A 13485-nucleotide genomic window follows, 5' to 3' on the forward strand; every position below is an offset into this window, starting at 1 on the left:
CTAGTAGTGCCAAAAGTTTGAGCAAATAAATTTTTATGTGGTATACGTATATGTACCATATTTGCTTTAACACTATTAGTCATTTTAATACGTTATACCAATCTTATTAGTTTTATCGTCACATAAACAGTTTATTGTTAGCTGTTTTAAATTGTGAGTTTAATTTAGATAACCGTTGATTTTTAAGCAGTTATTGAGGTTGTCGTGTAATAAGATTGGTATGACTCAATTTATTTGCGTGCTATTTTATAAAAAAATCATTTTAAACTGAACTTTTATATTCATGGTGCAGTCAGAGTTTGTGTAAACAATGGCGAGTATATGAATAGCAAGCAAGAATCAAACAGAGGAGTACCGGCTCGAATGAGCGAGCAGGATTTGGATTTAGCGCTAGTTAAAAGGGTCCAGCAAGGAGATAAAAACGCCTTCAACCTATTAGTTAGAAAATATCAGAATAAAATTGCAGGTTTGATTTCACGTTATGTATCGAACCAAGGTGATGTTGCTGATGTCGCACAAGAAGCTTTTATTAAAGCCTACCGTGCATTACCTAACTTTAGAGGTGATAGCGCCTTTTACACTTGGTTGTACCGTATCGCCGTAAATTGTGCTAAAAATTACTTAGTTGCGCAGGGTCGCAAACCCCCAGCTAACGATGTTGATGCCGAAGAAGCAGAATTTTATGACAGTGCAGATGCAATGCGTTCAAACGCATCGCCAGAAAACCTGTTATTAAGTGACGAAGTACGTGCTGTAATTTTTAATACGATTGATAGTTTGCCTGAAGATCTAAAAACCGCGATTACCCTTCGTGAAATTGAAGGTATGAGCTATGAAGAAATAGCCGTGGTTATGGATTGCCCTGTGGGAACGGTGCGTTCACGTATTTTCCGTGCCCGTGAGGCGATTGATAATAAATTGAATCCATTAATAGGTGAGTCTTAGTATGACAAAAGCAGACGTTAACAAGTTGGATAATGAGCAGTTGTCCGCGTTACTTGACGGCGAGCAGCAGTTAACTGATCAAGCGATCACAAACGACGATGTGTCTACATTTGGTCGTTACGCATTGATTGGTGATGTAATGCGTGCTGAGGCAAATAACAACGCTTTTAATTTTGACATTGCAGATGCAGTGGCTGAATCACTAGAGCAAGAACCTGTTTACGCAGATTTCGCGAATAAAACAACGGCACCAAAAAGCGAAGAAATCGTGGCGGCAACAGGCACTGATAACGTAGTAGCATTTAATTGGCGTCGTCCATTTGCCCAAGTGGCCATTGCTGCTAGTGTTGCCATGTTTGCTATTGTGGGCGTACAAACTTTGCCACAAAACAGTGAAGTGCCACAAAATGACATCCCAACATTACAAACTGTACCATTAACCGGTATGGCCTCTCCTGTTAGTTACTCATCTGAGCAACCTGCATTAGAAAATGCAGAGCAAGGTTTACGTGAGTTACAACAACAGCGTATTGGTGCATTAGTGCTTGAGCACCAACGTCAAGCACGTGTTGCATATTCGCTAGAAAAATCGCAAACTGCAGAAAATGCAGACGAGGAAAAAAACTAATTAAATGAAAGTTTTTACTTTTATTTTGTCGCTGGTATTAACGGCTCCAGCCATTGCCAGCGACGAAAATCCCGCCAAGACTTTATTAAATGATATGGCTATGGCCGTTCATACTCGCAACTTTGACGCATCATTTGTGGTTGTAAAAGGCCAAGCCATGGAACCCTATCGCTGGTTACATGCAAAACAAGGCGATATTGAGCTTGAGCATTTAAGTTTACTCAATGGCGCTGGCCTCGAAATGGTGCGCGTTGACGATCAAGTGACCTATTTTGAGCCTCATTCTGAGCCTTATTCAGTGAAAACAGACTCTATAGCCGGGCCAATTCCTGAAGTACTTTTTAAAGATATTAATCGACTAAGCGCTCACTATGATTTTGTGCTTGGCGGAAAAGGCCGTATTGCAGGGCGCTCAGCACAGTTAGTGCGTATCGAATCAAAAGATGAATACAAATATAACTATTGGATTTGGCTAGATACTGAGTCATCGTTGTTGCTTAAATCTGCCTATGTGAATCACAAAGGTGAAATGCTTGAGCAGTTACAGTTAACTCATATCAGCGTAACAGAGCAGCCAGCACCTATGTTAGTTGAAATGCAAAATCGTGACTTTCCAGCAGTCCTTGCGACTAACGATTTAGCCAGCGATGGTGACGGCGCAGCGAATGATTGGAAAATTGGTTGGCTCCCTGATGGCTTTAAGTTATTAAAGTCAGATCGCCATAAACTTGATTTAAATAATGAACTTGCTGACTATTATTTATATTCAGATGGGTTTGTTGAAGTGTCTGTTTTTATTCAAAGACCGTTACCTGGAAAGCGTGCAAGCGGCGCTTTAACCTCAGGTGCAACGACTGTGTATGTGCACAATGGTGGTAGCTTTGATGTATCGGTTGTTGGTAATATCCCAGCTATGACAGCCAAAGCTATAGCTGAGTCGGTAGCACGACCTCTTTAAATCATGATTGAACAAACACTCACTGTCGTGTCAGTTAAAGGCACGACAGCGAATTTAGAAGCAGAACAAAAGCAAGCCTGTGCCGGCTGTAATGGTCGTTGTGGTTCGCAAGTTTTTGCAAAGCTGTTTGGAACAGCTAAAAAAACCTTTCCTTATACCTTCGAAAAAGAGCTCCAAGTAGGGCAAAAAGTAACTTTAGCACTCGATGATAGCCACTTAGTTAAACACGCTATGGCTGTTTACATGCTACCCCTTTTGTTTAGTTTAGGGTTTGCTTTAATCGCATTTTCGGCTTTTTCGCTTGCCGAAGGCTGGCAAATTTTAGCCGCCGTGATTGGTGGTTTGACGGGCTATGCGATAGCAAAATCAAGGGTTAAGAGCCTGAAGCATGATATTAAAGTAATAAAAATTCACCCAATTACTATTCCTTTCACTCAAATAGATGGTGATTAAAGCCAATTAAATGTAAAATTGTCGCTTTATACACTTAGTCCATTTTATATAGAAGTTTAGAATCCAGTTTATGAAGCATATCCGTAATTTTTCGATCATCGCCCATATTGACCATGGTAAATCGACTCTCTCTGACCGTCTTATCCAAGTTTGTGGTGGTTTAACAGACCGTGAAATGCAGCAGCAGGTGTTAGACTCAATGGACATAGAGCGTGAGCGTGGTATTACCATCAAAGCGCAAAGTGTAACGCTAAATTATAAAGCTAAAGACGGCGAAACATACCAGTTAAACTTTATCGACACGCCAGGACACGTTGACTTCACATACGAAGTATCACGTTCACTTGCAGCCTGTGAAGGTGCACTTTTAGTTGTTGATGCGGGTCAAGGTGTAGAAGCTCAAACCTTAGCTAACTGCTACACAGCAATCGAAATGGACTTAGAAGTTATTCCAGTTCTAAATAAAATCGACTTACCACAAGCTGATCCACTTCGTGTAGCAGAAGAAATTGAAGATATCATTGGTATCGATGCCCTAGATGCAGTGCAATGTAGTGCTAAAACGGGTATTGGTATTGAAGAAGTACTCGAAATCATTGTTAAAGATATTCCGCCGCCAGAAGGTGACAAAGACAAGCCACTACAGGCGCTTATCATTGACTCATGGTTTGACCCATACCAAGGCGTTGTATCACTAGTACGTATTAAGCACGGTGAATTACGCTCGGGCGATAAAATTAAGATCATGTCGAATGATCAAGTTCATATCGCAGATAAAGTGGGTATTTTCACACCAAAACAAACTAACACGGGTATCTTAAAAACCGGTGAAGTAGGCTTTGTTATTGCAGGTATTAAAGAAATCCATGGTGCACCAGTTGGTGATACCATCACTTTACAACGTAATTCTGCGCCTGAGCGTTTACCGGGCTTCCAACGCATTAAACCGCAGGTTTATGCAGGTATGTTCCCAATTTCATCAGATGACTATGAGTCATTCCGTGATGCGCTTGATAAATTAAGCTTGAACGATGCGTCGTTATTCTTCGAGCCAGAAAACTCAACAGCACTAGGCTTTGGTTTCCGTTGTGGCTTCTTAGGTATGCTACACATGGAAATCATTCAAGAGCGTCTTGAGCGTGAATACGACATTGATCTTATTACCACTGCGCCAACAGTAATCTACGAAGTAGAGACTAAAGACGGAACTAAACAGATAGATAACCCGTCTGACTTACCGCCAGTGAATAATATTCTTGAAATCCGTGAGCCAATTGTTGAAGCTAACATATTAGTTCCGCAAGAGTTTTTAGGTAACGTAATTACGCTTTGTGTTGAAAAGCGTGGTATGCAAACTAAAATGAGCTACCATGGTAAGCAAGTTGCGGTGACGTACGAATTACCGATGGCTGAAGTAGTCATGGACTTCTTTGATAAGTTAAAATCAACAAGCCGTGGTTTTGCATCGCTTGATTATAACTTCAAGCATTTCCAAGCTTCAGACATGGTACGTGTTGACGTATTAATTAATGGTGAGCGTGTTGATGCGTTAGCGATTATTGTTCACCGTGATATTGCACAATCACGTGGTCGTCAGTTAGCTGAAGCACTGAAAGACTTAATTCCACGTCAGCAGTTTGATATTGCGATTCAAGCAGCGATTGGTCAGCATGTTATTGCCCGTACAACAGTTAAGCAATTACGTAAAAACGTAATCGCAAAATGTTACGGTGGTGACGTGAGCCGTAAGAAGAAACTGCTACAAAAACAAAAAGAAGGTAAAAAGCGAATGAAGCAACTAGGTAACGTTGAAGTACCTCAAGATGCATTCTTAGCTATCCTTAAAGTTGGTAAATAATTAGAAGTAAATAAAGGAATTAATGCATGGCGGGTTACTTTTCTATTTTCTTAGTGTTGTTAACGCTAGGCTCAGGATTAATTTGGTTAATTGACCACTTTATGTATGCGCCAAAGCGTCAGCAACGCATTGCCCTTGCTCAAAATGCAGCAGGTGGTGAACTAGACGAAGAAACCGCCGCATTAATTGCGCCTGAGCCAAGTATCACTGAAACGGCTAAGTCAATTTTTCCGATGATTGCAGCGATCACGATTTTTCGCTCTTTCATTTTTGAACCGTTTCAAATTCCATCTGGCTCAATGATGCCAACCCTATTAGTGGGTGACTTCATTTTGGTACAGAAGTACTCATATGGCATCAAAGACCCAATTTGGCGTAGCCAGTTAGTTGATGTTGATGAACCTGAACGTGGTGATATTGTGGTATTTAAATACCCATTAGACGAGCGTGTAGATTACATTAAACGTACGATTGGTTTACCGGGCGATAAAATTGTTTATCGCAATAAGCACCTTTATATTCAGCCAAAATGTGCCGAAGGTGAAACGCAGCAAGGTGATTTGCTGTGTAATGAATACAACAAAATTGATATGGAAATCCTCAATAGTGACGAGTTCAAGCAGGGTTCGATGAATTTAGTGCGCTTAGAAGAAAACCTAAGCACATTGAATCATAATATTTTAATTAACCCGCAAGCTCCTGAAATGAAAGGCCGTTATTATCAACAACCAGGTACACGCTCTGATGAGTGGGTTGTTCCTGCCGATCATTATTTCATGATGGGTGATAACCGTGATAATAGCCAAGACAGTCGCTTTTGGGGCTTTGTACCTAAAGAAAACTTGGTAGGTAAAGCCGTCTTTATATGGATGAGTTTTGAATTTGAGAATGGCCCAGATGACTTTTTACCAGGCTGGGTTCCAACTGGTGTTCGTTTTGAACGCCTAGGTAATATTCAGTAACGATGAAAAAAAACGTAACAGAGTTATACAACAAAATAGGTTATACATTTACTGATCAAGCTTTGCTTGAGCAGGCAATGACGCACCGCAGTCATAAAGGCCAACATAACGAGCGCTTAGAGTTTTTGGGCGATTCGATTTTGAGCTTTGTGATTGCGAATGCGCTTTACACTAAATTTCCAAAAGCACGCGAAGGTGATTTAAGCCGCATGCGTTCGACCCTAGTTCGTGGTCAAACGTTGGCTGAATTTGGCCTAGAGTTTGGCTTAGGCGATTACTTACGCTTAGGTCCAGGCGAGCTTAAAAGCGGTGGTTTTCGCCGTGAATCAACCCTTGCTGATGCCGTTGAGGCGATTATTGGTGCGGTGTTCTTAGACTCAAACATTGAACAATGTGGTGAGTTAATTTTAAGCTGGTACGAGTCGCGTCTTGATGCAATTTCGCCGGGCTTAAATCAAAAAGATCCGAAAACATTACTTCAAGAATACTTACAAGCGCGCAAATTATCGTTACCTGGCTACACTGTAATTGATACAAAAGGCCAAGCGCACAATCAAACATTCACGGTTGAATGTATTGTTGAAGGGATGGATAGCATTATCTCAGTAGGTAGCTCACGTCGTAAAGCTGAGCAAAAAGCCGCTGAAAAAGCCTTAAAGATACTTAAAAATGAATCTTGATGATTTAATTAGCAAAGAACCTGCAGAGCTAGACACGCACTGCGGTATGGTTGCCATTGTTGGCCGCCCAAATGTAGGTAAATCAACCTTACTTAACTATATTGTTGAGCAAAAGGTGTCTATTACCTCGCGTAAGCCACAAACCACACGACACCGTATCATGGGTATTCATACCGAAGGTAAATACCAAGCTGTTTATGTGGATACACCAGGCTTACACGTAGAAGAAAAACGCGCTATTAACCGTTTAATGAACCGTGCTGCATCAAGCTCAATTGGTGATGTCGAACTTATCATCTTTGTGGTTGAAGGCACACACTGGAACGAAGACGATGAGATGGTACTAAATAAAGTACGTCAAAGTGGTCGCCCAGTGTTATTAGTTATGAATAAAATTGACCAAGTTAAAGACCGTGATTTAGTGCTTCCGCACATGCAGTTTTTAGGTGGTAAGTTTGATTTTGTGGCTATTATGCCGGTCTCTGCGAAGCAGGGTAAAAATATTGATTTAATCAAAGATGAAGTGAAAAAGCGTTTACCGCTTTGTGAGTTTTACTTCCCTGAAGACTACGTAACAGACCGTTCAATGCGCTTTATGGCAGCTGAAGTGATCCGTGAAAAGCTGATGCGCTTTATGGGTGATGAGTTACCATATTCAGTCACTGTAGAGATTGAACAGTTTAAATGGCAAGAAAACGGTGTTTGGCAAATTAATGGTTTGATCCTCGTTGAGCGTGAAACGCAAAAGCGTATGGTGATCGGCAATAAAGGCGAAAAGCTGAAAGTTATTGGCCGTGAAGCTCGTAAAGACCTTGAAGATATGCTTGATAACAAAGTGTTTTTAGAACTTTGGGTAAAAGTGAAGTCTGGCTGGGCCGACGATGAGCGTGCGCTACGTAGCCTTGGCTATGGTGAAGACTAAGTAAAGTCTTACACGCCATGGATAGCGAATTCTACACAGCATACTTGCTGCACCGACGTCCATTTAGCGACTCGAAAGTCATGCTCGATATGCTGGTAGAAGGTGTAGGTCAGCTGAGAATGCTGGCCCGTGTTAGTGGTCGCCAGGCCACTAAACATAAAGCACAATTACAACCTTTCCAATCTCTGCTCGTACAATATAACGGCAAGTCTGATTTAAAATACATTAATCGTTTTGAACCCCATGGCCGGCAAACTATGTTGCAGGGTACCGAGCTTTATTGCGGCTTCTATATGAACGAATTAACCAATCGTATCGTACCTATCAATGAGCCGATGGAAAGTGTTTATCATCTTTATAAACAGCATCTAGGTGAATTATCAACCACTAAAAACCTGCAAGCGGTGCTTCGCTCTTATGAGTTTCAGTTACTTGAAATGCTTGGTTATGGCGTTGATTTTAGTGTTGATGCCGAAGGTGATGAAATTATCGATGCAGCAAATTACCAGTACTTTGCTGAATACGGTTTTTTACTGCATGACGACCCCCATAGTGGTTTTTCAGGAAAGCAATTAAATGCCATAGCAGCTCATGACTTTAGCGCCCCTGATGTGTTATATATGGCAAAGCAATTAAGTCGATACTTACTCAAGCCTTTACTTGGTAAAAAGCCATTAAAAAGCCGTGAGTTATTTATTAAGTAGGCTGATGTTCAGCCTTGAATCGTTGTTTTAAACAGGTAAAAAAATGAAAGATATTCTTCTTGGTGTAAACGTTGATCACATTGCCACTTTACGCCAAGCGCGTGGCACGAGTTACCCAGATCCTGCGCATGCTGCAGCTGTTGCAGAGCATGCTGGTGCAGATGGTATCACCATTCATTTGCGTGAAGACCGTCGTCATATTCAAGACCGCGACGTATATGTGATGGCAAAAACGATTCAAACACGTATGAATCTTGAAATTGCAGTGACCGATGAAATGATCGACATCGCCCTTGAAGTGAAACCTGCTTATGTTTGTTTAGTGCCTGAAAAGCGTGAAGAGCTCACCACAGAGGGTGGTCTTGATGTTGTGGGTAATTTTGAAAAAGTAAAAGCAGCAACAGAAAAGCTAACAGCAGCAGGAATTAAGGTCTCGTTATTCATAGATGCCGACAACGCACAACTTGACGCTGCAAAAGCGTGTAATGCTCCATACGTTGAAATTCACACCGGTGCTTATGCTGATGCTGAAAATGACGAAGAGCTTCACACTGAGCTTGAGCGTATTCGTAGCGGTGTACAATATGCCGATAGCCTAGGTTTAATCGTTAATGCCGGTCATGGTCTTCATTACCACAATGTAAAACCCATTGCGGCAATGCCAGAAATTTATGAGTTAAACATTGGTCATGCGATTATTGCCCGTGCAGCGATTGATGGTTTAGAAAAAGCAGTCAGCGATATGAAACGTTTAATGATTGAAGCAAGACTTTAAGCTGACGCCTTTAATAAGAGCCAGCAAATTTGAATACTGAGCGCGGTGGATGTGATATCCACCGCGTTTTTTATTTACTTAGATAAACAATAAATTGTGCAAGCAATGAAGATAGCCAAGGGGAAAGGCAGAGTAGGACCACTAAATATTGATGCTTTTTCTTAAAGCTTTTCAAAACATCATCATCTATTGCCGACAATTCACCTTTCTTAATTGAATGAATAACCATTGAGTCAGGTTTTGCTTTCATTAAGCGGGCTTTACTCTCGTATGCTTGCCACTGTTCAGTGTAATTAGTTTTTACGTATTCGTTTGCCATCACACACAGCTTTTTAGAACTGAGTATGAACCAAAAGAACGATAATGATGTAAAAACCAAAAATAAAATAAAAAACATTAATCTTCCTTGATATCCTTCATAACTTTTAACGTTGCTGCTCAAGCATTCCAGCATCGCTCAACAAATTATTTAGCTCATCAACAAGCTCAAACAATTCAGGCTCAATGTAATTTAAATCGCAATCACCTTTTAGTGCTGTCTCGAGTGTTTCGGCGAGGGATTTAAGTTTTGGCACACCAGTGTAACAACATGCGCCATGGAACTTGTGCACAATGCTAAGCACATGTTCACAATCTTCTTTTTCTATAGCTTCATTGAGCAGACGCAAGGTTTCCGGCACGCTGAGTAATAACATATTGAGCATTTCTAGTGCTAGCTCTTCTTTACCGCCAGCACGTTGTAGTGCTAACTGCCAATCTAAGCGGGCACTATCAAATGGAGGCTCTGAATTAATTGCTGCAACTTTGTTGCGTTCGCGGTTAATCGGTGATTGTGGACTATGATCGCTAATTATCTGCTTTAGCATATCTTCATCAATAGGTTTGGTTAAATAGCCTTTAAAACCGTCCTTAAGTAGCTGTTCTTTTTCACCCGCTAGGGCGTGAGCGGTTACAGCAATGATAGGGGTATCTTCATTAAGAGATGACTCGCGGATAAGTTTACATGCGGTAATACCATCCATAATTGGCATTTGGATGTCCATGAAGATTAAGTCATATTTGTGGCTTTTACTTAAGCTGTAAGCTTGAGAACCGTTGTGTGCAGTATCTATCAGTTCTATTTGTTCATCAAGCAAAGTGCAAATAAGTTTAAGGTTGGCATCGTTATCGTCTACAACCAGTACTTTTAGCGGTAATAGTTTTTCATCGCCTTGTTCAATGTTATGTACAGGGTGATCAAGGCGATAAGGTGCAGCAAGCACTTCGCATAATTTACGGTGGTTAAGTGGTTTGCTTAAGCACGCATCTGCTCCGCTGCCAATAAAGGCTTCGCGCATATTATGCGAAACTGTATTGAGCATAAGGTAAAGATAGTCAGTGACAGGGCGAACGGCTTTTACATAACTCTTGAGCTGTTGCATATCATCAATTGCAGCTGTATGACCGATAATACAAATATCGTAACTGAAGTCTTTGTTAATCTCAGTTAAGAAACTTTCTTCATCTAAGCAGGCAGTTACTCGTGCTTGCCACTCATTGAGCAATGACAGAGTCGCTTGGTGTGTATGCTCGTGAGGTTCAAGGTAAAGAATACGTTTATTAATTAATGATTGAGTCGGTAAGTCACTGGTAATTGAGTTACTTGGCGTTCTGAATACGGCATTGAACGTAAAGCAGGTACCATTACCAGGTGCTGAGTTTAGGGTGATGCGGCCATTCATCGCTTCAACAATATGCTTAGTGATGATTAATCCAAGACCTGTGCCACCAAATTTACGGGTGATACTAGAGTCTGCCTGGCCAAATGGGGTAAATAACGCATCTTGTTTATCCATTGGGATACCTACACCGGTGTCGGTGACAGACACTAAAATAGAGGCGCGTTCTTCATCTAATAAGCGATAGCCAACATCAACTTTGATTGAGCCTTTTTCAGTAAACTTAATGGCATTACTTAACAGGTTGATTAAAATTTGTTTAAAGCGGGTCGGGTCGCCAGTTAAGTTGTCGGGTACTTGTGGGTGGATAAATATCGATAGTTCAAGTTGTTTTTCGTGAGCACTTGGTGCCAACAAGGTCATAACTTCATTAATATTGTCACGGAGCTGGAATTGCATTGACTCAAGCTCCATGGCTCCGGCTTCTAATTTCGAAAAGTCTAAAATATCGCTGATAATGGTAAGTAAACTATTTGCCGACAGTTCAATGGTATCAAGATAATCTTTTTGATGCTTATTCAGCGGAGTCTTATAAAGCTGGCGAGTAAAACCAATTACACCGTTTAAAGGTGTGCGTAACTCATGACTCATTTTAGCTAAAAAGTCTGATTTTACTCGGTTCGCATCTTGTGCATCTTTTTTAGCAATACTTAACTGAATATTTTGGGTTTCGTATTGTTCGAGTGTTTCGCGGTAATCAGAGGTTGCTTGGTCAATGTGCTTTTGCATCTCATCACGTTGCACGACCATGGTTTCTGCAATGGTATTTAAACCTGTGCGTAATAACTCAAACTCACCAAACATTTTTTGATCAAGTCCAGTGTCTACTTTACCTTCAATAAGCTTGTCGGTAGCTAGTACTAACTTACTAAGAGGCTGAATAAACATGCGAGTTAGTCTAAACGCTAATACGATAGCAAGTATGAGTGCGAGTAATATCACTACGCCACTGACCAATAATGCTCGTTGCTGGCCAATAATGGCTTGTTGTTTGTTAAGCATGATCACCACAGTACCAAGTGATGCTTGATAGCTGTGATGATTCCAAATCGTGTCTTGGCGGCTATGATTAATTATGGCAGTGGAGAATGTTAAATAGTGCTCAGAATTTTGTACTTGGATGCCATCCATGTTGTTTGCATTGCTGCTAACAATTTCTTTGAACTCACTTTGGTATTTACTAAAAATCACTAACTCATTGTTTTCATCAAAAATAGCAATTGATTGGATAGCAGGGGAGTGTTTGTTGTGCGTATGACTAACTAAGCGAGTTAATAAGGCTTTATCACGCTTTAATAGCGGTTGCTCAACAGCAATGGCGAGGGGCTCAATAATAGTCACGCCCTGTTGATACAAAATTTCATCGAGCTCAATGTAACGATTTATTGTAAAATAACCGCCCAGCAACAAGCCTATGATCACAGTCGGTATAAGTGTAAGGGTTAAGACTGAGTCACGTAAGCCAAATTTAGTCATAAAGAATGTTGTTATCATTATTATCGTTGTTTAAGAGTATATACTTACTCCCGCTTTATCAATAATTAAGGTGTTGCCCAATGGCACAGATTTTCAAAGCCAAAAAGAAATCCGTTTCGCAAAAAATGCTAACCCTGAATGTCACTGCTATGGATCACCAAGGGCGGGGCGTTGCTAAGCAGGGGAATAAAGTCTGTTTTGTTAATGGTGCTTTGCCGGGTGAAGAAGTAAAAGCGTTATTGATTGAAGATAAGGCACGTTTTGCCAGTGCTGATTGTAAAAAAGTGCTATCAGCCTCAGCGCATAGGGTTACTCCTTTTTGCCAGCATTATCAGGTTTGTGGTGGTTGTCAGCTACAGCACCTTGATGCAGAGCAGCAATTGGTTGAGAAGCAAGCTGCGGTTAGCCAGCTGTTTAGCAAGTTTGCCAAAGCTGATGACTTAAATTGGCAAGCACCTCTGCTTAGTGAAGAGCACCATTATCGTCGCTCTGCGCGCATTGCCGTAATGCACGACAAAGCCGCAAAGAAAATGCGAGTAGGGTATCGGGCTCAAGGTTCTAAACAATTAGTGAGCATAGAAAACTGTGATGTGCTGAGCGGCACTTTTAAAGACGTTTTTTCAGTTTTTGATGTTCTTATCAACAGCCATTCAGGTCTGAGTAGCATTAGTCACTTACAATTATGTGAAGCTGATAACGCGGCCTTTGTGGTTATTAGGCATACCAAAGCCATTAACGCAGAGTTAAAAGCTATTGTAGTCGCAGCGTGTGATGAATATAGCTGGCGTGTTGTGTGGCAGTCACACAGTGGCGAAATTGATCACAGTGACCATCCAATGCCGTACTACCAGATACCGGCTTATGATTTACGCTTTGAGTTTGGCCTTGAAAACTTTATTCAAGTTAACCCGCAAGTAAACCAAGCTATGCTGCATCAAGCAAAACAGTGGCTTGATTTACAAGGTCATGAGCAGGTATTGGATTTGTTTTGTGGCATTGGTAACTTTTCATTATTGATTGCAAAGTATGCTAAATATGTTATTGGTGTTGAAGGGGTCGATTCTGCGGTTGCATTAGCAAAACAAAATGCGCAAACTAACTCATTGTCGAATACCGATTTTTATTGTTTTGATTTAACAAAATCACTGCAATCAGCTGCTTGGTTTAGTGCCGAACTTGACGTGTTAGTACTTGATCCATCACGTACTGGTGCAATGGCTATTTTAGAGCAGTTACCACTTACTCAGTTTAAAACGATTTTATACGTCTCTTGTGATCCTGTTACTTTAGCCCGTGACAGTGCAATTATTTTACAAGCAGGCTTTAGCATTGAAAAAATTGGGCTTATGAATATGTTCCCGCATACCGGGCATATTGAAACGATGGCGTTATTTCACAGGAGGTAA

Annotated in this window: 13 protein-coding genes; 11 read left to right on the forward strand and 2 right to left on the reverse strand. The window is 40.9% G+C overall.

From position 1 onward, the window contains the following. The first annotated feature begins 363 nt into the window (after positions 1-363). The 10 genes from rpoE to pdxJ all read left to right on the forward strand — a co-directional run bounded on the left by rpoE (position 364) and on the right by pdxJ (position 8885). On the forward strand, positions 364-945 hold the full coding sequence (gene rpoE / locus AOG27_RS17745; RefSeq protein ID WP_036969086.1) for an RNA polymerase sigma factor RpoE: 582 nt from the start codon (positions 364-366) through the stop codon (positions 943-945). Between the two features lies 1 nt (position 946). After that, entirely contained in the window at positions 947-1573 is a 627-nt protein-coding gene (locus tag AOG27_RS17750) for a sigma-E factor negative regulatory protein (RefSeq protein WP_054554332.1), read from the forward strand. 4 nt (positions 1574-1577) lie between these two features. Beyond that, positions 1578-2531, forward strand: coding sequence for a MucB/RseB C-terminal domain-containing protein (locus AOG27_RS17755; RefSeq protein WP_054554333.1), 954 nt, complete (start codon positions 1578-1580; stop codon positions 2529-2531). A gap of 3 nt (positions 2532-2534) precedes the next feature. Then, entirely contained in the window at positions 2535-2984 is a 450-nt protein-coding gene (locus AOG27_RS17760) for a SoxR reducing system RseC family protein (protein ID WP_054554334.1), read from the forward strand. Positions 2985-3054: 70 nt separating this feature from the next. After that, on the forward strand, positions 3055-4842 hold the full coding sequence (lepA, locus tag AOG27_RS17765) for a translation elongation factor 4 (RefSeq protein WP_054554335.1): 1788 nt from the start codon (positions 3055-3057) through the stop codon (positions 4840-4842). Between the two features lie 26 nt (positions 4843-4868). Then, the gene (gene lepB / locus AOG27_RS17770; protein ID WP_054554336.1) at positions 4869-5804 is read left to right on the forward strand and encodes a signal peptidase I; all 936 of its coding nucleotides are present in this window, start codon (positions 4869-4871) and stop codon (positions 5802-5804) included. A gap of 2 nt (positions 5805-5806) precedes the next feature. Further along, complete coding sequence (gene rnc / locus AOG27_RS17775; RefSeq protein ID WP_054554337.1) at positions 5807-6484, forward strand: ribonuclease III; 678 nt, start codon at positions 5807-5809, stop codon at positions 6482-6484. Continuing rightward, positions 6474-7406, forward strand: a complete 933-nt coding sequence (gene era / locus AOG27_RS17780; RefSeq protein ID WP_054554338.1) for a GTPase Era — start codon at positions 6474-6476, stop codon at positions 7404-7406. Before rnc ends, era begins: the two co-directional genes overlap by 11 nt. 17 nt (positions 7407-7423) lie before the next feature. Beyond that, entirely contained in the window at positions 7424-8110 is a 687-nt protein-coding gene (gene recO / locus AOG27_RS17785; protein ID WP_054554339.1) for a DNA repair protein RecO, read from the forward strand. Between the two features lie 43 nt (positions 8111-8153). Further along, positions 8154-8885 carry a pyridoxine 5'-phosphate synthase gene (gene pdxJ, locus AOG27_RS17790; RefSeq protein ID WP_054554340.1) on the forward strand — a complete coding sequence of 244 codons (732 nt, stop codon included), beginning with the start codon at positions 8154-8156 and terminating at the stop codon, positions 8883-8885. Between the two features lie 70 nt (positions 8886-8955). Here the strand turns inward: pdxJ and AOG27_RS17795 are convergent, their stop codons facing one another. Beyond that, on the reverse strand, positions 8956-9282 hold the full coding sequence (locus AOG27_RS17795) for a hypothetical protein (RefSeq protein ID WP_054554341.1): 327 nt from the start codon (positions 9280-9282) through the stop codon (positions 8956-8958). 28 nt (positions 9283-9310) lie between these two features. After that, positions 9311-12079, reverse strand: coding sequence for a two-component sensor histidine kinase BarA (gene barA / locus AOG27_RS17800; RefSeq protein ID WP_054554342.1), 2769 nt, complete (start codon positions 12077-12079; stop codon positions 9311-9313). Between the two features lie 80 nt (positions 12080-12159). On the opposite strand from barA, the gene rlmD reads away from it, so the two are divergent. After that, positions 12160-13485, forward strand: a complete 1326-nt coding sequence (gene rlmD / locus AOG27_RS17805; protein ID WP_054554343.1) for a 23S rRNA (uracil(1939)-C(5))-methyltransferase RlmD — start codon at positions 12160-12162, stop codon at positions 13483-13485.

This window comes from Pseudoalteromonas lipolytica, assembly GCF_001306915.1.
Lineage (GTDB): Bacteria > Pseudomonadota > Gammaproteobacteria > Enterobacterales > Alteromonadaceae > Pseudoalteromonas > Pseudoalteromonas simplex.